Raw genomic sequence first — 21,819 nt, forward strand, 5'->3', positions numbered from 1 at the left:
GGACGCTCGCGGCCGGTGCGAGCGCGGGGTCCGAGGCCGCGGAGGCCCCGCTCGCCGAGCTGACGGCCCGCGAGCAGGACGTGCTCGACGGGATCCTCCACGGCTGGTCCAACGCGCAGCTCGCCGAGCGCCTGGGCATCTCGGTGCCGACGGTGAAGACGCACGTCTCCAACGTGCTCGCCAAGCTCGGCGCCCGCAGCCGCTCGCATGCCGCGGCGATCGTGGCGCGTCGGCGCGCGCACGAGCCGTCGAGTGGTCAGTTTCTGTGGGCTGACGGGCCCGCAACCCACAGAAACTGACCACTCGACAGAAGGGCTAGGGCGTGCGGCGGAGCGGGCGCGCGGCGGAGGAGAACAGGCCGGACAGGAGGGCGAGGCCGGCGAGGATGAACATCGTGTTCAGCAGGCCGATGTGCTCGCTGATGAAGCCCAGGACCGGCGGGCCGCCGAGGAACGCGACGTAGCCGATCGTGGCGGCGGCGCTCACCCGGGCGGCGGCCTTCGCGGGGTCGTCCGCCGCTGCCGACATGCCGAGCGGGAAGCCGAGCGACGCCCCGATCCCCCACAGGGCCGTGCCCAGGAACACGAGCACGAGGTTGCCGTCCGCGAAGATGAACAGCAGGATCCCTGCCGTCGCCGTCGCGGCGAGCACACGCAGGATCGGCACGCGCCCGAACCGGTCGACGAGCGGGCCGCCGACGAGCCGGACGGTCGTCATGCCGACCGAGAACACCGCGAGGGCGGCGGCGCCGAGCTCCGGGGCCGCGTGGTGCCCCTCCACCACGCCGAGTGCGAGCCAGTCGTTCGCGCCGCCCTCGGCGAAGGACATCCCGAGCATCACGATCCCGAGCGCGTAGGTCCGCGGCTCGCGCCACACCTCCAGCGCCGCGTGCATCCGCTCGCTCCAGGCGGGCTTCTCGGCGTCCTCCGGATCCTGCGTGGCCTCCCGGGCGGGGACGTTCAGGAAGCACACCACCGCGGTCACGACAATGAGCGCCCCCATGATGAGCGCGTGGGTCGCCACGTCCAGCCCGAGGCGGGCCGCCAGCGCGGCCGCCCCCGCGCCGAGCACGGTCCCGAAGCTGAAGAAGGCGTGGAACACCGGCAGGATCGTCTTCCCCATCTGCTGCTCGATGGCGGTCGCCTCGACGTTCATCATCACGTCGACGGTGCCGTTGCCCAGTCCGAACAGGGCGAGGCCGATCAGCACGACCGGGAGGGAGCCGAGCACGTTGGTGCCGATGCCGATGAGCATCACGCCCGCGCCGAAGCAGAGCATCGACACGAGCATCCCCCGCCGGGCGCCCGTGCGCGCCATGACGGCCGGGCTGGAGGAGATGCCGACGATCGAGGCGATGCCCATGCCGAGCAGCAGCAGCCCCACCTGGGCCTTGTCGATCTCCAGGGCGGCCTTGATGTCGGGGACGCGCCCCGCCCACGTCGCCACCGACAGGCCGCTGGCGAGGAAGATCGCGAAGATCGCGGCGCGCCAGCGCACGAACTGGGAGCGGGTCAGGGCGGTGTCCATGACGAATAGCGTATCGAATCGATTCGATACGGGCGTCGCCGGCGGGTTATCCTCGGACCATGACGACCCCGCCGGGCCCCGGGCCAGAGACGCCGGAGCGCGATCCCGCGCGCCGTGCCACGATCGCCGACGTGGCGCGCGCGGCGGGGGTGTCGCCCTCCACCGCCTCGGTCGTGTTCAGCGGGAAGGCGCCGGTGGCCGAGGCGACGAGGCGGCGCGTGATGGCCGCGGCGGCGGAGCTCGGTTACACCGGGCCGGACCCGCGGGCGGCGTCGCTGCGGCGGGGGAGGAGCGGGATCGTCGCCGTGGTGCTGGAGGAGCATCTGCGCACCGCGTTCCTGGATCCCGTCAAGACCGCGATGATGGACGGGCTCACCGACGGCGTCGCCACGCTGGGCGCGGGCGTCCTGCTCCTGCGCGACGACGCGGACGCCGGCAGCGACGCCCCGACGCTCGCCACCGCCCCGGTGGACGCGGTGGTGCTGATCGGCTGCAGCGGACGGATGCGCACCGCGCTCGACATCGTGCGCTCGCGGGGGCTGCCCGTCGTGGTGATCGAGGGGGACGCGGGCGACGAGGTGCCCCGGATCGAGCTCGACAACCGCGAGGCGGCGGGACAGCTCGCGCGCCATCTGCAGGGACTGGGTCACGAGCAGGTCGCCACGGTCACCCTACCGTTCGACGTGGAGCGGCGGCGGGGAGACGTGGACGAGGATCGGATCGCGCAGGGCACCGTCGAGGTCACCCGCGAGCGGCTGGACGGCGTCCGGGAGGTGTTCCCGGACGTCCGCGTGGTGGCGTCGTCGGGGAGCTTCATCGACGAGGGCGTCCTCGCGGGACGCCTGCTGTTCGCGGGGGGCGGGACCCGCCCGACCGCGGTCATCGCCCAGAGCGACCTGCTGGCCGCCGGCGTGATCCGCGCCGCGGAGGAGCACGGGCTGCGTGTCCCGGAGGACGTCAGCGTGACGGGCTTCGACGGCATCCGCGTGGACGGGCTCGGGTCCCACGTCCTCACGACCGCCGTGCAGCCGGCGGTGGAGAAGGGGCGTGCGGCGGGGGATGCCGTCGCACGCATGCTGGCGGGGGAGCGGGCCGCGTCGATCCGGTTCACCTGCGTCTTCCGGGAGGGCACGACGACCGGGCCGGCCCCGGCGAAGACGGCGGATGACGCCCCCGTGGACCGGAGGGGCGTCGGCGACCCGTAAAATAAGGAGTGAACCCGCCCGCCTGAGTCGATCCCGTCGGCCGACGAGCCAGAGGAGACCGCTTGTGCTGACGCTCCTCGCCGTGTTCGCCCTCGCCTCGCTTCTGCTGCCGGTGCTGGTGCGCGCGGTCGGAGCCCGGGCCTTCGCCATCGCCGCCGTCGTGCCGGCGGCCGCCTTCGTCCACGCGGCGATGCTGACCCCGGCGGTCCTCGCCGGGAACGATGATCCGGCGCGGACGCCGTGGGAGAGCGTCCCGTGGATCCCGCAGCTGGGCCTGTCCCTCTCGTTCCGGATGGACGTGCTGGGCTGGGTGCTGACGCTCATCGTCACGGGCGTCGGGGCGCTCGTGCTCCTGTACTGCCGCTGGTACTTCCGCGACTCCACGTCGATCGGACAGTTCGCCGCGGTCCTGCTCGCCTTCGCGGGGGCGATGTACGGGCTCGTCCTCACCGACGACCTCGTCCTGCTCGTGATGTTCTGGGAGGTCACGAGCATCCTGTCCTACCTGCTGATCGGCCACTACCACCGGCGCGGGGCGAGCCGACGCTCCGCCCTGCAGGCGCTGCTGGTCACCACCCTGGGCGGCCTGGCGATGTTCGTGGGCGTCGTGCTCCTCGTCGTGGACACGGGGACGACGAGCATCGTGGCGATCCTCGAGGCCGCCCCCACCGGCGCGGTGGTGGACGCGGCGGTCGTGCTCCTGCTCGTGGGCGCCCTGAGCAAGTCCGCCATCTTCCCGTTCCACTTCTGGCTCCCCGGCGCCATGGCGGCCCCGACGCCGGTCAGCGCGTACCTGCACGCCGCGGCGATGGTGAAGGCCGGCATCTACCTGATCGCGCGGTTCGCGCCGGTCTTCGCCCTCTCTGCGCCGTGGCGCCCGATCGTCATCGCGCTCGGCGTCTTCACGATGCTGCTCGGCGGGATCCAGGCGCTGCGCGAGACGGACCTGAAGCGCATCCTCGCGTTCGGCACCGTCAGTCAGCTGGGATTCTTCACGATCGTGCTCGGCTACGGGACGCCGGACGCGGCGCTCGCCGGGCTCGCGCTGGTGATCGGGCACGCCCTGTTCAAGTCGGCGCTGTTCCTCATCGTCGGCGTGATCGACCGTCAGCTCTCCACGCGTGACATCACGGAGCTGTCCGGCGTCGGCCGTCAGGCGCCGGTGATCGCCACGGCCTCGTTCATCTCGGTCGCCTCGATGGTGGGCATCGCCCCGACCATCGGGTTCGTGGCGAAGGAGTCCACCCTGGCGGCGCTCTGGGAGGACGCGCTGGCCGGCTCGCCGTGGGGGATCGTGGCGATCATCGGCGTCGTGGTCGGATCCATGCTCACCGCGGCATACGGGGCGCGGTTCCTGTGGGGCGCGTTCTGGCGGAAGCGGACCGCCGACGGCAGTCCTATGCCGGAGACGGAATGGCCGGATCCGCCGTTCGGCTTCCTCGTGTCACCGGTGGTGCTCGCAGGGGTGAGCCTCGCCGCCGGCATCGGCGCGCCGTTGGTCGACAAGGCGCTCCAGGGGTACGCGGCGACCGCGCAGACCCCGGGGCACGACGGCACATCGAGGGAGCCCGGTCACCTCGCGCTCTGGCACGGCTTCGAGCCCGCGCTGTTCCTCTCGATCGGAGCCATCGTCCTCGGCATCGGCCTGTTCCTGCTCACGCGCCGGACGGGCTGGGACGCGAAGCCGCGTCTGATCCCGTTCACCGCACAGGACGCGTACTACCTGGTGATGCGCGGCGTCGACCGGCTCTCGGTCGTGACCACCGGGCTCACCCAGCGCGGTTCGCTGCCGGTCTACGTCGGCACGATCTTCATCGTGGTCGTCGGCGCCGAGGTCACCGCGCTGGTGGCCGGCGAGGCGGCACGCGCCCAGCTCAGCGCGTGGCACACGCCGATCCAGGTCGTCGTCGCGCCGATCATGATCGCAGCCGGCATCATGGCCGTCCGGGCACGCAAGCGCTACACCGGCGTGGTCCTGGTCTCGGTCACCGGGCTCGGGATGGTCGTCCTGTTCGCCACCAGCGGGGCGCCCGACCTCGCTCTCACGCAGATCCTCGTGGAGACGGTGACCCTGGTGACCTTCGCGCTCGTGCTGCGGCGGCTGCCCGCGCAGATGGGCGAGCACAACGCGTCCGTCGGACGCGTTCCGCGCGCGGTGCTGGGCGCGGCGGTCGGCATGACGATGGCGCTCGTCGCGGTCCTCGCCACGAGCGCCCGCGTCGCGGACCCGATCTCCGAGGCGTTCCCAACGCTCGCGTACGAGCTCGGCCACGGAAAGAACGTCGTCAACGTGGCGCTGGTGGACCTGCGCGGCTGGGACACCATGGGCGAGCTCTCGGTGCTCGTGCTGGCGGCGACCGGCGTCGCCTCCCTCGTGTTCGTGACGCACCGCGCCGACCGGCTCTCCAGCATGAGCGCGCTGCCCGACACCGCCCAGCTCGGCGTCGTTCCCGACGGCGCCCGCGGCCGCCGCACGCGCCACCGCCCGCTCGTGGAGACCACCGACGGCCTGCGGTTCCAGACGGCAGAGAACCGCGGGGGACCGCGGGCCTGGCTCATCGGCGGACAGCAGATGAAGCCGGAGAACCGCTCGATCCTGCTCGAGGTGATCGTCCGGATCCTGTTCCACACGATCATCGTCGTGTCGATCTTCCTGCTCTTCGCCGGCCACAACGCCCCGGGCGGGGGATTCGCCGGCGGTCTCGTCGCGGGCATGGCCCTGGTCATGCGCTACATCGCGGGCGGGCGCTGGGAGCTCGGCGCCGCCGCGCCCACGGACGCCGGTCGCCTCCTCGGCGCGGGGCTGATCCTCGCGGTGGGCGCCGCCGTGGTGCCGCTGTTCTTCGGCCTCGCTCCGCTCACGAGCACGTTCTGGGAGGCCGAGATCCCGGTGATCGGGCACATCGAGTTCGTGACCTCGACGATCTTCGACATCGGCGTGTACCTCGTGGTGATCGGGCTCGTCCTGGACGTGCTGCGCAGCCTCGGCGCCGAGGTGGACCGGCAGACCCTCGAGATGCGGGCCCGGGGGGTGCGCATCTGATGGACGTGTCGCTGACCCTGATCGTCATCATGGCCGTGCTCTTCGCCTGCGGGGTCTACGCGATGCTCGAACGGAGCCTCACCCGGGTGCTCATCGGGTTCCTGCTCCTGGGGAACGCCACCAACCTCCTGCTGCTGATCGTGATGGGCTTTCCCGGCAAGGCGCCGTTCTACGGGGTCGACGGCGAGGTCAGCGACCCGCTGCCCCAGGCCCTCACGCTCACCGCCATCGTCATCACGTTCGCCGTCTCGGCGTTCCTGCTCGCGCTCATCTACCGCTCCTGGCAGCTCGGTCAGGCCGACACGGTGGAGGACGACGCGGCGGACATCGCGCTGCGCGGTCGTACCGAGGACGAAGAGGACCTCATGGAGGACGAGGGGGATCCCGCGGACGAGGAGGCCACGACGGACTTCGTCGGCGTCGACACCGCGCCCATCCGGATCCTGCACAGCCGTGACCTCGACGCCATCGTCGACGACGCTCCCATGGACGTCCCGGCCATGCCCGCCGCGGCGCCGGTCGATCGCGGGCCCACGGCCGCCGAGCCGGATCCGGGTTCCGCGAACGGGACGGACACGGCAGGCAGGGACGACAGCGACGGCACGGGGAACGGGGGAGCGCGATGAACGCCCTCGTCCCGCTGCTCGTGGCCCTGCCGCTGCTGGGCGCCGCCGTCACGCTCGTCTTCGGCCGGAACAACCGGGTCCAGGTGATCGTCTCCGTCGTGACCCTGGGGCTTGTCTCGGTGATCGCGGCCGTCCTGCTCGTCGCCGTCGACGCCTCCGCGGCGCCGTTCGCGGTCGAGGTCGGCGGCTGGCCCGCTCCGTTCGGGATCGTGCTCTACGTGGACCGGCTGGCGGCGCTGCTCGTGCTCATCTCGAGCATCGTGCTCGTCGCGGTCCTGCTGTTCTCGATCGGCCAGGGCTCGGCGGACGGGGCCGAGGAGACGCCGATCTCCATCTTCAACCCGTCGTACCTCATCCTCGCCGCGGGCATCTTCAACGCGTTCATCGCGGGCGACCTGTTCAACCTCTACGTGGGCTTCGAGATCCTGCTCGTGGCCTCGTACGTGCTCATCACGCTCGGCAGCACGGAGTCCCGGATCCGCACCGGCGCGGTCTACATCGTCGTCTCGCTGGTGTCTTCGATCCTCTTTCTCGCCTCGATCGCCATGATCTATGGCGCGCTGGGGACCGTGAACATGGCGCAGATCGCCCAGCGCATGGGGGAGCTCCCCCAGGACACGCAGCTCGTCCTGCACCTGATGCTCGTGATCGCGTTCGGGATCAAGGCCGCCGTATTCCCGGTGTCCTTCTGGCTGCCCGACTCCTACCCGACGGCCCCCGCGCCGGTCACGGCGGTGTTCGCCGGCCTGCTGACCAAGGTGGGCGTGTACGCGCTGATCCGCACCGAGACCCAGCTGTTCGCCTCGAACAGCATCGACACGGTCCTTCTCGTCGTGGCGCTGGCCACCATGATCGTCGGCGTGCTGGGCGCCGTCGCGCAGGCGGAGCTGAAACGGATCCTGTCCTTCACGCTGGTCAGCCACGTGGGGTACATGGTGTTCGGCCTGGCGATCGCCACGCCCGCCGCCATCGGGGCGACGGTGTACTACATCGTCCACCACATCGTCGTGCAGACCACCCTGTTCCTCGCGGTGGGTCTCGTCGAGCGTCGGGCGGGCAGCACGTCGATCCTGCGAGTCAAGGGGCTGATGAAGGCCGCTCCGCTCATCGCCGTGCTCTACTTCGTTCCCGCGATCAACCTCGGCGGGCTTCCGCCGTTCTCCGGGTTCATCGGCAAGTTCGCCCTGTTCGAGGCCGCGGCGAGCGTCGGCACTCCGCTGATGATCGTGCTGATCGTGGGCGGGGTCGTCACGTCGCTGCTGACCCTGTACGCCCTCATGCGCGCCTGGAACCTCGCGTTCTGGCGCGAGGAGGAGGACTCGACGGCGACGGAGGAGCGGATCGCGTACCTCGGCAAGGCGCCGGCCGCGGGGGACCAGCAGGAGCAGCGACGGATCCCGCGGATCATGACCGTGGCCACCGGCGGCATGGTCGCCGTGACGCTGGCGCTGACGGTGTTCGCCGGACCGATCTATGCGCTGTGCGACCGGATCGGCGAGGCGCTCCTGCAGCCGATCGTGCTCGTCACCGAGGGCGCGGCGGACGACGGGACGGGGGACGCGCCATGAGCCCCGAGACCAAGCGCGGCCTCTGGCGCGACATCCGCACGCAGCTGCCGTTCCTGCTGTGGCTGATCGTCCTGTGGATGCTGCTGTGGGGCCAGTTCACGGTGCTGTCCCTCCTCACCGGCATCGCGGTGGCCGTGTTCGTCACCCGCGTGTTCCGGCTTCCCACCGTGGAGCTGTCGGGCCGGATCAACCTGTGGTGGACGGCCGTGCTGCTCGTCCGGTTCCTCGCGGCCGTGGTCCACGGATCCCTCACCGTCGCCCTTCAGGTCCTGAATCCGCGACGCCAGCCCGGCACCGCCATCATCGCGGTGCCGCTGCGCTACGCCGACGACCTCGTGATGACCCACGTGGCCGTCACCGCCTCGCTCATCCCCGGTTCGCTCGTCGTGGAGGCGGATCGCGACAACCGCACGCTGTACCTGCACGTGATCGGGGTCCGTTCGCGGGCGGACGCCGATCGCCAGCGGGCCGGGGTGCTGCGCTGGGAGCGCCGCATCGTCCGGGCGCTCGGGTCCCCGGCGCAGATGCAGGCGCTCCGCGCGGACGAGGAGCGCGCCGGGGAGCGGGGTGCATCCGCGCACACGGCCGGACTCGACCGGGGCGACGGCCGCCGCGCCCGCCGCCCGGAGGGAGGCGCATGAACCCGCTGCTGCTCGTCATCATGATCGTGTTCGGCATCGCGGCGATCCTCACCGTGATCCGGATCGTGATCGGGCCGTCGATCCTCGACCGTGCGGTCGCCAGCGACGTGCTGCTCACCGAGGTGATCTGCGTGCTGGGCGCGGAGATGGCCATCAATCAGCACATCCGGACGCTCCCGGTGCTGCTGATCGTCGCGGCCGTGGGCGTCTTCGGCTCCATCTCCGTCGCCCGCTACGTCGCACGGAGGGACAACACGCCGTGAACCTCTTCGACCTCGTGATCCCGGACGCGGTGATCGACACCGCGGTGCTGATCCTCATCCTCCTGGGCGCGCTGCTGTGCCTCACCGCGGCGATCGGGCTGCTGCGCTTCCGGGACGTGCCGACCCGCCTGCACGCGGCCACGAAGCCGCAGGTGCTCGGCCTGCTGTTGATCTGCGTCGCGATCGCGCTGTCCCAGCGCTCCGTGATGGGCATCCTGCTCGGCGCGCTGCTGGTGGTCCCCGTCGTGCTCATGCAGTTCGCGACCGCGCCGCTGTCGGCGCACATGGTCGGCCGCCAGGCCTACCGCAACGACACGATCGACCGTCGCGAGCTGGTGGTCGACGAGCTCGCGGAGTCCCGGGAGACGCCGCCCGCCGCGGGCGGCTGAGCGGCGTCAGCCGGTCTTCGCCGGCGGGAACGTCTGGCGGAGGAAGTCGACGATGAGCTCGACGGCCGGGCGCGAGTCGCTGATGAGCGTCTCGTGGCCGTGCCCGGGGATGACCTCGAACCGGGCGTCGCTCAGGCCGTCGACTACCGACTGGCACCACGGCGCCGGGCACACGGGATCCGATGCGCCGCGCAGCACGAGCGTCGGCACGCGGATGCGGGAGAGGGCCTCCTCGGGGCGATGCGTCACGGTCGCCCGGACCTTCGCCGCGAGATGCGGACCCGCCCGCAGATACTCCCGGGCGCCGCGGAGGAAGACCCGCGGGTCCAGCCGGAGGATGTCGCGCCCCAGCCGCAGGGCCTGCTTCAGGACGCCGCGGGCGCTCTGGTCGACCGTGGGCGCCGCCAGCACGAGCGCGGCGACGAGGGCGGGGTGGCGCGCCGCCAGCTCGACGGCGATCTGGCTGCCCATGGAGTGGCCGACCACGATCGTGTCGCGACGGTTCTCCGAGCGGAGGAAGGCGGCGACGAGCTCGGCGTGCTCCGCCATCGTGAGCGGGCGCTCGGGCTCCGGCGCCTCGCCGAAGCCGGGCAGGTCCACGGCGACGACCGTGCCCTCCAGCCCCTCGGCGTCACCCAGCGGCGTGTCCGCGAGGTGCTCGACGAGGTCCACGAACACGCTGCGCCCCATCCCGAGCCCGTGCAGCAGGACGTAGACGGGAGCGCCGCGTCCGAAGGTCTCGCCGACGAGCACCGCGCCGCTCGGCACGCCGACGACGCCCGCGCGATCGGCGTCGAACTCCCGGACGGCGGCGTCGGAGTCGCGGCTCAGGAGCGGTCGGGGCACTCTCCGACCCTAGTGCGCGGGGCGGCGCGGGCCGGAATCGGCGGCTCCGCGGTCGGAGGTCAGGGGTGCGCGGAGGCCGGATCGAGGAGGTCGCCCTGGGGGGCGTCCGCCGCGGTCATCCGCTCCAGGAAGCGGATCACCGCGCCCCGCTCGACGGGGGACATCGCGGCGGCGACCGCGAACCGTCGGGCGTGCTGGCGGCCGATGGTGTCGTGGGCGGACCTCCGGGTCGAGGCGGTGACGCGGATGGCCACGGTGCGCCGGTCGGTGGGGTGGGCCGACCGGATCAGGTGCCCGCCCGCGACGAGCCGGTCGACGAGCTTGGTCGTGGAGGCGCTGGAGATGCCGACCTCCTGCGCGATGAGCTTGGGGGTGGCGACCTCGCCGCGCTGCTGGGCGCGCATGATGACCCGGATGGCGCGCATGTCGGTCTCGTTGAGACGCATGAACCGGGCTGAGGCCTCGGACAGCGCCCGCGCGGCGCTCTGCCACGTCCCCAGCGCCTCCATCACCGCGAAGGACTGCTCGACGTCTTCTTCGGAGAGGCCGTCGATGTCCACGAGGTCGGGGTCGATGGACGCGTGTCGGCGACTCCTCGGCGGGTGTTCTCTCTCGGCCACGGCTCCATCGTACTGTCTTATGCTAGGTTGAATTCTTGCTAGGCTAAAGAAATGAGGATCCGGTGGAGATGGTGGTTCTCGTCGATGACGCCGGCACTGCGGTCGGCACGCATCCCAAGGCGACCGTGCACACCCGGACGACACCGCGGCATCTCGCGTTCTCCTGTCACGTCGTCGACGACGAGGGGCGCGTTCTGATGACCCGCCGGGCGCTCGGGAAGCAGACGTGGCCGGGGGTCTGGACCAACGCGTTCTGCGGTCACCCCCGACCGGGGGAGGACCTCGAGGAGGCGGTCCACCGGCGCGCCCGCTTCGAGCTGGGCCTGGAGGTCGAGATCCTCGCCTGCCCCCTTCCGGACTTCGGGTACACGGCCGTCGACGCCTCGGGAGTGCGGGAGAACGAGCACTGCCCCGTGTTTCTGGCCCGCGCCGTCTCCGCCGTCGCGGCGAATCCGCGCGAGATCGCGGAGACCCGCTGGACGACCGCGGCCGACCTCGCCGCGGCCGTCGACGCGGCTCCGTGGGCGTTCAGCCCGTGGCTCGTCGCGCATCTCCCCGCGCTGCGACCCGCGCTGGCGGAGGCGGGCCGGCCGAGGGCGGAGCGAGGCCGTCCCGTCGAGGACGCGCTGCACGCCGCGTTCGACGACCGGCTCCGCGGGATCCTGGAGGAGGCCCGCCGGGAGGCCGCCGGATTCGCGCCCGCGTACGCGCACCTGTGGGACGCGATCGGCGTCCTCGTGACGGAGGGCAAGAAGATCCGGCCGCGCCTGCTGCTCGGGGCCTACGCGGATCTCGGCGGGGCGGACCGCGCGGCCGCGGTCGACGCCGCCTGCGCGGTGGAGATCCTGCACGCCGCCTTCGTCATCCACGACGACGTCATCGACGGCGACCTCACCCGCCGCGGCCGGGAGAACGTCACGGGCAGCTTCGCGTCCGAGGCCCGGGCGCGCGGCGCGTCCCGCCGCGATGCGCGCGCGTGGGGCGAGGCCTCGTCGATCCTCGCCGGCGACCTCCTGCTGACCCGGGCGCACGCACTGCTCGCCGGCCTCGACGTCGCGGAGCCGGTACGCTCGGCGGTGCTCCGGACCTTCGACGAGACGGTGTTCGAGACGGCCGCGGGCGAGCACACGGACGTGCGTCTGAGCATGCACCTGGACGCGGCGACGCCGGAGGACGTCCTGGCGATGATCGAGCAGAAGACGGCCGCGTACTCGTTCCGCGCGCCGCTGGTCCTCGCGGCGCTCCTCGCGGGGGCGCCGCCGCGGACCATCGACGCGCTGGACCGCATCGCCCGGCGCATCGGCGTCGTGTACCAGCTCCGGGACGACGTGCTCGGGACGTTCGGCGACGAGCGGGAGACGGGGAAGTCCGTGCTCAGCGACCTGCGGGAGGGCAAGGAGACGCTGCTGATCTCCTTCGCGCGCACGGACCCGGGGTGGCCCGCCGTCGCGCGGCACTTCGGCGACGGCGGGCTCTCCGCGGACGAGGGCGCGCAGGTGCGTCGCGTCGTCGAGAGCTCGGGAGCGCGCGCGACGGTCGAGGCGCTGATCGACCAGCGCCGCGCCGAGCTCATGGCGCTCATCGCGGACGCCGGCCTGCCGGGGCCGCTGGCGCAGCGGCTCAGGGAGGTGACCGGCGCCGGCAGCGTGCGTCGCGCATGACCGCCACCGGGCTGAGCCTCTACGACCGGGCGGCGACCGACAGCGCGTCGGTCGTCATCCGCCGGTACTCCACGTCGTTCGCCTGGGCGAGTCGCCTCCTGCCCGCGGGCGTTCGCACGCACGTCTCCCGGATCTACGCGCTCGTGCGGGTCGCCGACGAGCTGGTCGACGGACCGGCCGCCGATGCCGGCGTCGGCCGGGAGGATCGACGCCGCCTCGTCGACGACCTCGAGGCCGAGACGGCGCAGGCGATCGACCGCGGCTTCAGCACGAACCTCGTCGTGCACGCGTTCGCGCTCACGGCTCGCGAGCATCGCATCGGCGCCGATCTGTACGGCCCCTTCTTCGCGGCGATGCGCACCGACACCGAGGAGGTCGCGCTCGATGCGGAGGGTCTTCGGTCCTATGTGCACGGCTCCGCGGAAGTGGTGGGGCTCATGTGCCTCGCCGTGTTCGAGGCCGGTCGCTCGCGCAGCGACGAGGAACGGGGGATCCTCCGCGACGGCGCGGCCCGTCTGGGGGCGGCCTTCCAGAACGTGAACTTCCTCCGCGACTACGCCGCGGACCGGGGGGATCTGGGGCGACGGTACGTCCTCGGCACCGAGCAGGGGCTGACGGAGGAGGCCAAGGCCGCGGCGCTGGCGCGGATCCGGGACGACCTGCGGGCGGCGGACGCGGCCATCCCGCTCCTCGATCCCTCCTGCCGGCCCGCGGTGTGGGCGGCGCGGACGCTCTTCGGCGAGCTGACGACGCGCCTGGAGCGCACGCCGGCCGCCCTCGTGGCGCGGCAGCGGGTGCGCGTCCCGGATCCGGTCAAGGCCGGGATCCTCGTCCGCGCGCTCGCTCGGAGGGTGCGATGAGCCGCGCGGTCGTGATCGGCGGGGGAGTGGCCGGCCTCGCCACCGCGTGCCTGCTCGCCCGCGACGGCCACGACGTCACGCTCCTGGAGCGGCGGGACGAGATCGGCGGCCGGGCGGGGGCGTGGGAGCGCGACGGCTTCGTCTTCGACACCGGTCCGTCGTGGTACCTCATGCCCGAGGTGTTCGAGCACTTCTACCGCATGATGGGCACGACGACCGCGGAGCACCTGGACCTCGTCCGCCTCGACCCCGGCTACCGGGTGGTCGGCGAGCCCGGGGGCGAGCGGGAGGATCCGCCGACCGACGTGCGGTCGGGGACCGACGAGGCCGCCGCCCTGTTCGAGGCGCGGGAGCCGGGGTCCGGCGAGCGCCTCCGGCGGTACCTCCGTTCGGCGACCCGGGCGTACGGGGCGGCGCTGGCCGCCTACCTCTACAACCCCTTCTCCTCGTGGCGGGCCTTCGCGTCGCCGGGTGTCCTGCGCAACGCCCCGGCCGTGCTGCCTCTGCTGACGCGGTCGCTGTGGTCGTCCGTGTCGCGGCGGTTCCGGGACGGCCGGCTGCGGCAGATCCTGGGGTACCCGGCCGTCTTCCTCGGCACGTCGCCGTTCGACGCCCCGGCGCTGTATCACCTCATGAGCCACATGGACCTCGTCGACGGCGTGCGGTATCCGCAGGGCGGGTTCCGCCGGTTCGTCGCCTCGCTCGCCGATCTCGCCGAACGTCACGGAGTCGTCGTCGAGACGGGCGCCGAGGCGGTCGCGATCCGCTCGGAGGGCGGCGTCGTCCGCGGCGTGGAGACGGTGCAGGAGGGGCGTCGGCGGCTCCACGCCGCGGACATCGTGGTGTCCGCGATCGACGAGCACCACACGGAGGCCGCGCTGCTCGCCGAGGCGGATCGCTCCTACCCCGCTCGTCGCTGGGAGCGGCAGGTCACCGGCCCCGGGGCGGTGCTGGTGATGCTCGGCGTGCGGGGGCGCCTGCCGCAGCTGCGCCACCACACCCTCTTCTTCGCCGACGACTGGCACGACAACTTCGACGCGATCTTCGGCCCTCGGCCGCGCATCCCGGACCCGGCCTCCCTCTACGTGTGCATGCCCAGCGCGACCGACCACACGGTGGCGCCGGAGGGCTGCGAGAACCTGTTCGTCCTCGTGCCCGTGCCGCCCGACGTCGGGATCGGCCGCGGGGGCGTCGACGGCGCGGGGGACCCTCGCGTGGAGGAGGTCGCGGACCGGGCCGTCGCGCAGATCTCCCGCTGGGCGGGCGTCCCGGACCTCGCGTCGCGGGTGGCCGTGCGCCGGACGGTAGGGCCGGCGGACTTCGCCGAGGAGTTCCGCACCTTCCGCGGCAGCGCGCTCGGTCCCGCGCACACGCTGCGCCAGAGCGCCTTCCTCCGCGGCGTCACGCGGTCACGCCGCGTCGAGGGGCTCCTCTACACCGGAGCGACCTCCGTCCCCGGCGTCGGGCTGCCGATGTGCCTGATCGGCGCCGAGCTCGTCCTCAAGCACGTGCGCGGCATCCGCACGCCCGGACCCCTGGAGGAGCCGTGAGCCTCGTCTACGCCGCCGCCCTGCTCGGGAGCGGGGTGTGCATCGGCCTCCTCGACGCCCGGTTCCGGCTGGCCTTCGCCCGCGCGCCGATCCGCACCGGCGTCCTGCTGGCCGTCGGGGTGGCGTTCTTCCTGGCGTGGGATCTCGTCGGCATCGCCACCGGGGTGTTCCGCCACCTCGACTCCCGGTGGGCCACGGGGATCCTGGTCGCCCCGCAGCTGCCCGTCGAGGAGCTGCTGTTCGTCGCCTTCCTCTGCTACCTGACGCTCGTGCTGCTCGGCGGAGCCCGGCGTCTCGCGGCACGGAGGGCGGCGCGGTGACGTACCTGGTCATGTCCCTGCCGTTCATCGGTGTCGGCATCGCGGCGTTCCTCGCTGGCGGCGTCCGGGCCCGCGCGCGAGGGACCGCGGGCGGATACCTCCGGACCTGGGCGATCACGACGGCCGTGCTGGCCCTGCTCACGGCGGTCTTCGACAACGTCATGATGGCCGCCGGGCTCTTCGACTACGGGGACGGGCACACGAGCGGGATCCGGTTCGGACTCATGCCCGTCGAGGACTTCCTCTACCCCGTGGTCGGCACGATGCTGCTCGGCGGTGCGGCCGAGCTCCTTCGCGGCACCGATCGCAGGAGCGTCTCGTGAGCGGCGTCCTCGGCACCGTCCGTGCGCTCGTGGCGACCTCGCGGCCCCTGAGCTGGATCAACACCGCGTACCCGTTCGCCGCAGTCGTCGTGCTCACCACCGGCCGGATCGACGCGGCGCTGGTCGTGGGGACGCTGTTCTTCCTCGTCCCGTACAACCTCCTGATGTACGGCGTGAACGACGTCTTCGACCACGCCTCCGACATCGCGAACCCCCGCAAGGGCGGGGTCGAGGGGGCGCTCCTGCCGACGCGCCTGCACCGGGCCGCCCTCCTCTGGTCCGTCACGCTCGCGGCGCCCTTCGTCGTGGCGCTCCTCGTGCTCGGCGCGGCGAGGCCGTGGTCGTGGGCGGTGCTGGCGCTCAGCCTCTTCGCCGTGGTCGCCTACTCGGTCCCGGGGCTGCGCTTCAAGGAGATCCCGGTCCTCGACTCGCTCACCTCGAGCGTGCACTTCGTGTCGCCGGCGCTGTACGGCCTGGCGCTGGCGGGGACCGAGATCACCCCGCCGATCGTCGTCGCGATGGTCGCGTTCCTCCTCTGGGGCATGGCGAGCCATGCCTTCGGCGCGGTCCAGGACATCGTGCCCGACCGCGAGGCGGGGATCGGGTCCGTCGCCACGGCGCTCGGCGGCGCGGCGACGGTCCGCCTGGCCGTGCTGCTCTGGACCGGCGCGGGGGTCCTCGTCGCGTTCACGCCGTGGCCGGCCGCGCTCGCGGCGCTCGCCGCGGTGCCGTACGTCGCGAGCGCCTGGCCGTACCTGCGGGTATCCGACGAGGCGTCGGGCGCCGTGAACCGCGCCTGGCGACGGTTCCTCGCGATCAACTACGCGACCGGGTGCGCCCTCACGATCCTGCTCATCCTCTGCGCCAGGGAAGGACTCTTCTCATGACCCGCGTGCTCGTCACCGGAGCGACCGGTTACATCGGCGGTCGGCTCGTGCCCCTGCTCCTCGAGGCCGGCCACGAGGTCGTCTGCCTCGTGCGGGCGCCGTGGAAGCTCGCCGACGTGCCCTGGCGCGACCGCGTCCGCGTGGTCGAGGGCGACGTCGCGGACGGAGCGGAGCCCGCCATGGACGGGGTCGATGTCGCGTTCTACCTCGTGCACTCCCTCGGGGCCGGTCGCGGCTTCGGCGCGACCGAGAGCGGTGACGCCGAGGCCTTCGCCGCGGCGGCGGAGAACGCGGGCGTGGGCCGCATCGTCTACCTCGGCGGTCTGCACCCCGACGGGGTGGCGCTGTCCGCCCACCTCGCCTCCCGGGCCGCGGTCGGGCAGGTGTTCCTCGACTCCCGCGTCCCGGCGATCGTGTTCCAGGCGGGCATCGTGATCGGGTCGGGCTCCGCCTCGTTCGAGATGATCCGCCACCTCACCGAGGTGCTGCCCTACATGCCCGCGCCGCGCTGGGTGCGCAACCGCGTCCAGCCGATCGCCGTGCGCGACGTGCTGCGGTACCTCGTCGGGGCCGTCGGCATCCCCGAGACGCTGAACCGGACCTTCGACATCGGGGGTCCGGACGTGCTGCGGTACGGGCAGATGATGAACGGCTATGCGGTGGAGGCCGGTCTGCCGCAGCGGCCGATCGCCGCACTGCCCGTCCTCACGCCGTGGCTCGCCTCGCAGTGGGTGAACCTCGTGACGCCGGTGCCCCGGCGGATCGCGGTGCCGATCATCGCATCGCTGCAGAACGACTGCGTGGTGCGGGAGCACGACATCGACCGGTATCTGCCCCCGCCCGCGGAGGGCCTCCTGCCCTACCGCACGGCCGTCCGCCTCGCCCTGCGCCGCGAGCGGGAGGGCGCCGTGGAGACGAGCTGGCAGGACGCGACCGTGCCCGGAGCGCCGAGCGACCCGCTGCCGAGCGACCCGGACTGGTCCGGCCACACCGTCTACACCGACGTCCGGGAGCGGCGCAGCGACGCGCCGGCCGAGGCGGTGTGGCGCGTCATCGAGTCCATCGGCGGGGCCAACGGCTGGCACTCGTCGCCCGTGGCGTGGGCGGCCCGCGGGTGGCTGGACCGGATCACGGGCGGAGTCGGGATGCGTCGCGGCCGACGCCACCCCACGCGGCTGCAGACCGGCGACGCGGTGGACGTGTGGCGGGTGGAGACGATCGATCGCGGACGCTCGCTGCGCCTGCGCGCGGAGATGCGGATGCCGGGACGGGGCTGGCTGGAGCTCGGCGTCGATCCGGACGGTGACGGGAGTGTCTACCGTCAGCGCGCGGTGTTCTTCCCGAAGGGTCTTCTCGGGCGCCTCTACTGGGCTGTGCTGCTGCCGTTGCACGGCGTGATCTTCGGGGGGATGGTGGCGAGCATCGTGCGGGAAGCCTCTCGACCGGAGGGGGACCCGTCGTGAGGCTCTGGTCGCTGCATCCGCGGTACCTCGACCGGGCGGGGCTCGTCGCCGGGTGGCGCGAGGCGCTTCTCGCGCAGGCCGTGATCCTCGCACCCGAGCGCGGCTACGCGCGGCATCCGCAGCTGCTCCGGTTCCGCCGCGCCGAGGATCCTCTCGCCGCGATCGGGGACTTCCTCTCCGTCCTCGCCGACGAGGCGGACCGACGGGGATACCGTTTCGCGCGCGAGCGGATCCGGGCGACCGGGTCCGCCGCGGAGCTGTCCGTCACGACGGGTCAGATCGCCTACGAGTGGGGGCATCTGAGGACGAAGCTGCAGACACGCAGCCCGGAGGTCTGGGAGCGGTGGCGGACGATCGAGACCCCCGACCCGCACCCGTGCTTCGCCGTCGTCCCCGGCCCGATCGCGGACTGGGAGCGGGTGCTCCCTCCGGCCCGATCCGCCCGGAGGCCCGATCACGCCCCCGAGCACGCCCAAGATCCGACCCCGCCCGCCGAGAGGCCCGACGACAGGAGAGACGCATGACCGACGCCGTCCCGACCATCCGCCGTGAGACCAAGCCGCCCCGCGCCGGCGCCGCCCACTTCGATCCGGGCGCCGTGGTCGCCTCAGCCACCTCGGCCGCGCAGGACGGGCGTCCTTTCGTCGAGGAGCCCGTCGCCTACGACGCCGTGCTCCTGTCCGGTTTCGGCGGACCCGAGGGCCAGGACGACGTGATGCCGTTCCTGCGCAACGTCACGCGCGGCCGCGGGATCCCCGACGAGCGCCTCGAGGAGGTCGCGCACCACTACCGGCACTTCGGCGGCGTGAGCCCGATCAACGGCCAGAACCGCGCCCTGCGCGAGGCCCTCCGCTCGGCGCTCGCCGCGGCCGGGCTCGACCTGCCCGTGTACGGGGGCAACCGCAACTGGGCGCCCTACCTCGACGACGTGCTCGCCGAGGCCGCGGCGGACGGCGTCCGCCGGATGATCGCGATCCCGACGAGCGCGTACTCGTCCTACTCGTCCTGCCGGCAGTACCGCGAGGACTGGGCGGACGCGCTGGAGGCCTCCGGGCTGGACGGCGTGCTCCAGATCGACAAGGTGCGTCAGTTCTTCTCGCACCCCGGGTTCGTCCTGCCCTTCGTGGAGGGGGTCCGCGAGGGGGTCGCGGAGGCGGAGAGCGCGGGGCACGAGCGGTCCGGCATCGAGGTGCTGTTCACGACGCACAGCATCCCGTCGGCGGATGCCGAGCTGTCGGGAGCCGGGAGGTTCGCCGGGGTGGACGGCGGAGGGTACGCCGCGCAGCACCTCGCGGTGGCCGAGCACGTCATGGCGGAGGCAGCGCCGGGCGTCTCGTGGCGGCTCGTCTACCAGTCGCGGTCGGGGGCGCCGTCCACCCCGTGGCTGGAGCCGGACGTGAACGACGCGATCGCCGCGCTCTCCGATCGCACCGCGGTCCTGGTCGTGCCGATCGGGTTCGTGAGCGACCATCTCGAGGTGCTGTGGGATCTGGACCGGGAGGCCAGGGAGACCGCCGAGGAGGCCGGGCTGTGGTTCGGCCGGGTCGCGACGCCCGGTGTGCACCCGGCTTTCGTGGACGCGCTCGTGGATCTCGTGCGCGAGCGGGTGGTCGGTCGCCCGGTGGCGCAGCGTGCCGCGGTGACCCCGATCGGCGTCTGGTACGACGTCTGCCGGCCGGGGTGCTGTGTGAAGGCGGGGGTCGCCCCCGGCCCGGCCATCGCCGGCGTCGCCCCCTGACGGGCGCGGTTCCCGGTCGTTGAGCGAGGAGCGCAGCGACGAGTCGAAACGTGGTGACTCCTCTCGGTCGTTGAGCGAGGAGCGCAGCGACGAGTCGAAACGCGGTGATCCGGTCCGCGGTGTGGGTGCGGCCGCTGCGCGATGGCCTCGTCCGTCGCGCGGTCCCCCGCCGTCCTTCGGTCGGCTCCCGCCAGACCCGATGCCAGCGCGTCGGACGAGGCCATCGCTCCGCTCCCCTCCGGGGCTGCGGGGCGTTTCGTCTCGCTTCGCTCGCTCAACGACCGGAGGGTGGCGGTTCTCGGTCGTTGAGCGAGGAGCGCAGCGACGAGACGAAACGCGGCGACCCGGCGTCGGGCGTGGGGCGATTCGTCTCGCTCCGCTCGCCGAGACGCGCTCGCTCAGCGAGCGGAGGGGATGAGGCGCAGGGTGTCCCGGGTCGCCGCGTCGACGGCCTTCGGCGTGAACGCCCACGGCGTCTGCCGTCCGGCGCGCCAGTCCTCGTTCTGATCCGTGTAGTGCTCGTGGAACGCATGGCCGCTGGCGCCGGTCAGGTGGTTCCACGTCGAGCGGTCGAAGTCGGACAGGTCGATCACCATGCGCATGGACGGCACGGTCGTCGTCGCATACGACTCGCCCAGCACCCACCCGGTCGCGTCGACGACCGAGGATCCTCCGCCGACCGGGAAGGGGCCGCGGTTGAACAGGGCTTCGACGGGCGCGATGCCCGAGGTCCCGAGCGTCTGGTGGGTCAGCGTGATCGCGTGCAGATCGCCCCAGTTCCAGCGGCTGACATCGGTGCCCTGCAGCCCGGAGAGCTCGTCGTAGGCCTGCTCGGCGGCCAGCGCCAGCATCTCGTCCCGGCCGGCGACGCCGAGCGTCTCGTTCGTCCACATCGCGTTGTCCGGGTCGTCCAGCAGCGCGCCGACCACGGTGAACAGGCGCCCCTGTCCGTCCAGGGGCAGCGGCACCTCCCGCTCCGCGAACAGATCGTGCGCGAGGTTCGACCACAGCACGTTGGCGTACGCGGCCGCGGCGGAGTCCGCGGAGTTCTGGGCGTCCCACGTGGACAGCAGCTTCACCGCGCTCTTCGGCCCGGCGCCGGAGACCTCGACGTCGCGCATCGCGGTCGCGAGCTGCTTGCCGATCCAGAACTCCTGGTCGTACTGGATGTCGGCCAGGTCCTGCGCCGTGAGGGGGCCGGCGGCGGAGCGCCGTTCGATGAGCGCCTCGATGCGCGCGGCGCGATAGCCGGCGTCCCAATCGCGGGAGAGGAAGTACGGGTAGTCGTCGTCCACGATCGCGTTGTTCGCGGTGACGATGTAGCCCTCCTCTGGGTTGTACGAGACCGGAAGATCCTCGAAGGGGATCTCGCCCTGCCAGTCGTAGGCGCTGGACCAGCCGGGCTGGGGCAGCCACCCGTTCCCGGCGCCGCGGATGGGCAGCCGCCCCGGGGTCTGATAGCCGATGTTGCCCTCGGTGTCGGCGTAGACGAGGTTCTGTGCCGGGACGTCGAAGAGCTCGGCCGCGGCCCGGAAGTCGTCGAAGTCCTTCGCCGTGCCCATCCGGAAGATGGCGGTGGAGGTCGTGCCGGGATCCAGGGCCGTCCAGCGGAGGCTCACGGCGTACTCGCCCGGCCAGGACTCCACGTCCGCGGGAGGCGGGCCGACCTGCTCGACGCCCCCGACCACGCCGGTCGTGATCCGGGGGTCCTCGGCGATCGCAGTGAAGTCCGCGGTCAGCCCGGACACGATCGGCCCGTGCACCGTGCTGCGGATGGTGAGGGGGACGTCCTCGCCGCCGGCGACCTTGATCGTCTCCTCACGGACCTCCAGCGGATCCCCGCGCCCGTCCCGCCAGTAGGCGTTGCCGTTCACCTTCTCGACGTACAGGTCGGCGACGTCGGTCGTGAGGTTCGTGAACCCCCAGGCGACCGTCGCGTTGTGGCCGATGACGATGCTCGGCAGGCCCGAGAACGAGAACCCGGCGACGTCGAACGGGCATTCGTCGGAGACGGTCGTGCAGCGCAGCCCCATCTGGTACCAGACCGACGGCAGGGACGCCCCGAGGTGGGGGTCGTTGGCGAGCAGCGGCATGCCGCTCTCGGTGAGATCGCCGGAGACGACCCACGAGTTCGAGCCGATGCCCTCGCCGGGGTCGCCGAGCAGGGCGTCGACGGCGCCGAGGACGCCGTCCGCCTCGGTCCAGCGGATGCCGGGGGTGGCCGCCGCGCCGGCGCCGTCCGCGGCCGGGGTCTCGGTGCTGCTCGGGGTCGGCGTGCCGGCGTCCTCC

Annotated in this window: 21 protein-coding genes; 17 read left to right on the top strand and 4 right to left on the bottom strand. The window is 72.7% G+C overall.

Translation table 11 applies throughout. The annotated features are described in order from the left end of the window. A partial coding sequence (locus tag MR1_RS11700) for a response regulator transcription factor (protein WP_157518109.1) occupies window positions 1–299 on the top strand: 299 nt, incomplete at its 5' end. 16 nt (window positions 300–315) lie between these two features. On the opposite strand, the gene MR1_RS11705 is transcribed toward MR1_RS11700, so the two are convergent. Beyond that, window positions 316–1,527, bottom strand: a complete 1,212-nt coding sequence (locus MR1_RS11705; protein ID WP_067246747.1) for an MFS transporter — start codon at window positions 1,525–1,527, stop codon at window positions 316–318. A gap of 59 nt (window positions 1,528–1,586) precedes the next feature. On the opposite strand from MR1_RS11705, the gene MR1_RS11710 reads away from it, so the two are divergent. The 7 genes from MR1_RS11710 (at window position 1,587) to mnhG (ending at window position 9,262) form a co-directional block, all read left to right on the top strand. After that, window positions 1,587–2,732, top strand: coding sequence for a LacI family DNA-binding transcriptional regulator (locus tag MR1_RS11710; protein WP_067246750.1), 1,146 nt, complete (start codon window positions 1,587–1,589; stop codon window positions 2,730–2,732). Window positions 2,733–2,796: 64 nt separating this feature from the next. Further along, window positions 2,797–5,775 carry a Na+/H+ antiporter subunit A gene (locus MR1_RS11715; protein ID WP_067246753.1) on the top strand — a complete coding sequence of 993 codons (2,979 nt, stop codon included), beginning with the start codon at window positions 2,797–2,799 and terminating at the stop codon, window positions 5,773–5,775. Next, entirely contained in the window at window positions 5,775–6,401 is a 627-nt protein-coding gene (locus MR1_RS11720; protein WP_084344560.1) for a Na(+)/H(+) antiporter subunit C, read from the top strand. Before MR1_RS11715 ends, MR1_RS11720 begins: the two co-directional genes overlap by 1 nt. Further along, the gene (locus MR1_RS11725) at window positions 6,398–7,969 is read left to right on the top strand and encodes a Na+/H+ antiporter subunit D (protein WP_067246757.1); all 1,572 of its coding nucleotides are present in this window, start codon (window positions 6,398–6,400) and stop codon (window positions 7,967–7,969) included. The genes MR1_RS11720 and MR1_RS11725 overlap by 4 nt, the downstream gene beginning before the upstream one ends. After that, on the top strand, window positions 7,966–8,610 hold the full coding sequence (locus tag MR1_RS11730) for a Na+/H+ antiporter subunit E (RefSeq protein WP_067246760.1): 645 nt from the start codon (window positions 7,966–7,968) through the stop codon (window positions 8,608–8,610). The genes MR1_RS11725 and MR1_RS11730 overlap by 4 nt, the downstream gene beginning before the upstream one ends. Beyond that, a complete protein-coding gene (locus tag MR1_RS11735; RefSeq protein ID WP_067246764.1) occupies window positions 8,607–8,873 on the top strand; it encodes a monovalent cation/H+ antiporter complex subunit F in 267 nt (88 codons plus the stop codon). Before MR1_RS11730 ends, MR1_RS11735 begins: the two co-directional genes overlap by 4 nt. Then, window positions 8,870–9,262 (top strand): monovalent cation/H(+) antiporter subunit G, encoded by a 393-nt coding sequence (gene mnhG, locus MR1_RS11740; RefSeq protein WP_067246767.1) that lies wholly within the window; start codon window positions 8,870–8,872, stop codon window positions 9,260–9,262. The genes MR1_RS11735 and mnhG overlap by 4 nt, the downstream gene beginning before the upstream one ends. 6 nt (window positions 9,263–9,268) lie before the next feature. On the opposite strand, the gene MR1_RS11745 is transcribed toward mnhG, so the two are convergent. Together MR1_RS11745 and MR1_RS11750 are read right to left on the bottom strand one after the other, a co-directional pair. Then, a complete protein-coding gene (locus MR1_RS11745) occupies window positions 9,269–10,108 on the bottom strand; it encodes an alpha/beta fold hydrolase (RefSeq protein WP_255218142.1) in 840 nt (279 codons plus the stop codon). Between the two features lie 59 nt (window positions 10,109–10,167). Next, on the bottom strand, window positions 10,168–10,728 hold the full coding sequence (locus MR1_RS11750; protein ID WP_067246771.1) for a MarR family winged helix-turn-helix transcriptional regulator: 561 nt from the start codon (window positions 10,726–10,728) through the stop codon (window positions 10,168–10,170). A 68-nt stretch (window positions 10,729–10,796) separates the two neighbouring features. Between MR1_RS11750 and idi the strand changes: the two genes are divergently transcribed. Genes idi through MR1_RS11795 form a run of 9 tightly spaced genes read left to right on the top strand, consistent with a single transcriptional unit; the run spans window position 10,797 to window position 19,530 of the window. After that, a complete protein-coding gene (gene idi, locus MR1_RS20660) occupies window positions 10,797–12,389 on the top strand; it encodes an isopentenyl-diphosphate Delta-isomerase (RefSeq protein WP_306304931.1) in 1,593 nt (530 codons plus the stop codon). After that, on the top strand, window positions 12,386–13,249 hold the full coding sequence (locus tag MR1_RS20130; RefSeq protein WP_067246774.1) for a phytoene/squalene synthase family protein: 864 nt from the start codon (window positions 12,386–12,388) through the stop codon (window positions 13,247–13,249). Before idi ends, MR1_RS20130 begins: the two co-directional genes overlap by 4 nt. Further along, window positions 13,246–14,799, top strand: a complete 1,554-nt coding sequence (gene crtI, locus MR1_RS20135; RefSeq protein ID WP_067246776.1) for a phytoene desaturase family protein — start codon at window positions 13,246–13,248, stop codon at window positions 14,797–14,799. Before MR1_RS20130 ends, crtI begins: the two co-directional genes overlap by 4 nt. Further along, window positions 14,796–15,119 carry a lycopene cyclase domain-containing protein gene (locus MR1_RS11770; RefSeq protein WP_067246778.1) on the top strand — a complete coding sequence of 108 codons (324 nt, stop codon included), beginning with the start codon at window positions 14,796–14,798 and terminating at the stop codon, window positions 15,117–15,119. The genes crtI and MR1_RS11770 overlap by 4 nt, the downstream gene beginning before the upstream one ends. Further along, entirely contained in the window at window positions 15,116–15,442 is a 327-nt protein-coding gene (locus MR1_RS11775; protein ID WP_067246780.1) for a lycopene cyclase domain-containing protein, read from the top strand. Before MR1_RS11770 ends, MR1_RS11775 begins: the two co-directional genes overlap by 4 nt. Continuing rightward, complete coding sequence (locus MR1_RS11780; RefSeq protein WP_067246783.1) at window positions 15,439–16,329, top strand: prenyltransferase; 891 nt, start codon at window positions 15,439–15,441, stop codon at window positions 16,327–16,329. Before MR1_RS11775 ends, MR1_RS11780 begins: the two co-directional genes overlap by 4 nt. Further along, window positions 16,326–17,792 carry an SDR family oxidoreductase gene (locus MR1_RS11785; RefSeq protein ID WP_067246787.1) on the top strand — a complete coding sequence of 489 codons (1,467 nt, stop codon included), beginning with the start codon at window positions 16,326–16,328 and terminating at the stop codon, window positions 17,790–17,792. The genes MR1_RS11780 and MR1_RS11785 overlap by 4 nt, the downstream gene beginning before the upstream one ends. Then, window positions 17,789–18,316: a pyrimidine dimer DNA glycosylase/endonuclease V gene (locus MR1_RS11790; RefSeq protein ID WP_231819432.1), complete on the top strand. Its 528-nt coding sequence runs from the start codon at window positions 17,789–17,791 to the stop codon at window positions 18,314–18,316. Before MR1_RS11785 ends, MR1_RS11790 begins: the two co-directional genes overlap by 4 nt. Continuing rightward, complete coding sequence (locus MR1_RS11795; RefSeq protein WP_067246790.1) at window positions 18,313–19,530, top strand: ferrochelatase; 1,218 nt, start codon at window positions 18,313–18,315, stop codon at window positions 19,528–19,530. The genes MR1_RS11790 and MR1_RS11795 overlap by 4 nt, the downstream gene beginning before the upstream one ends. A 398-nt stretch (window positions 19,531–19,928) precedes the next feature. Here the strand turns inward: MR1_RS11795 and MR1_RS11800 are convergent. Further along, the coding region (locus tag MR1_RS11800; protein WP_067246793.1) for a penicillin acylase family protein at window positions 19,929–21,819 on the bottom strand (1,891 nt) is incomplete at its 5' end.

The organism is Microbacterium resistens NBRC 103078 (genome assembly GCF_001552355.1).
In the GTDB taxonomy this organism is placed as follows: domain Bacteria; phylum Actinomycetota; class Actinomycetes; order Actinomycetales; family Microbacteriaceae; genus Microbacterium; species Microbacterium resistens.

Coding starts and splice junctions, on each gene's coding strand:
- MR1_RS11795 (WP_067246790.1), top strand. CDS start 18,313: ATGACCGACGCCGTCCCGACCATCCGCCGTGAGACCAAGCCGCCCCGC.
- crtI (WP_067246776.1), top strand. CDS start 13,246: ATGAGCCGCGCGGTCGTGATCGGCGGGGGAGTGGCCGGCCTCGCCACC.
- MR1_RS11705 (WP_067246747.1), bottom strand. CDS start 1,527: ATGGACACCGCCCTGACCCGCTCCCAGTTCGTGCGCTGGCGCGCCGCG.
- idi (WP_306304931.1), top strand. CDS start 10,797: ATGGTGGTTCTCGTCGATGACGCCGGCACTGCGGTCGGCACGCATCCC.
- MR1_RS11735 (WP_067246764.1), top strand. CDS start 8,607: ATGAACCCGCTGCTGCTCGTCATCATGATCGTGTTCGGCATCGCGGCG.
- MR1_RS11785 (WP_067246787.1), top strand. CDS start 16,326: ATGACCCGCGTGCTCGTCACCGGAGCGACCGGTTACATCGGCGGTCGG.
- MR1_RS11720 (WP_084344560.1), top strand. CDS start 5,775: ATGGACGTGTCGCTGACCCTGATCGTCATCATGGCCGTGCTCTTCGCC.
- MR1_RS11725 (WP_067246757.1), top strand. CDS start 6,398: ATGAACGCCCTCGTCCCGCTGCTCGTGGCCCTGCCGCTGCTGGGCGCC.
- MR1_RS11730 (WP_067246760.1), top strand. CDS start 7,966: ATGAGCCCCGAGACCAAGCGCGGCCTCTGGCGCGACATCCGCACGCAG.
- MR1_RS20130 (WP_067246774.1), top strand. CDS start 12,386: ATGACCGCCACCGGGCTGAGCCTCTACGACCGGGCGGCGACCGACAGC.
- MR1_RS11710 (WP_067246750.1), top strand. CDS start 1,587: ATGACGACCCCGCCGGGCCCCGGGCCAGAGACGCCGGAGCGCGATCCC.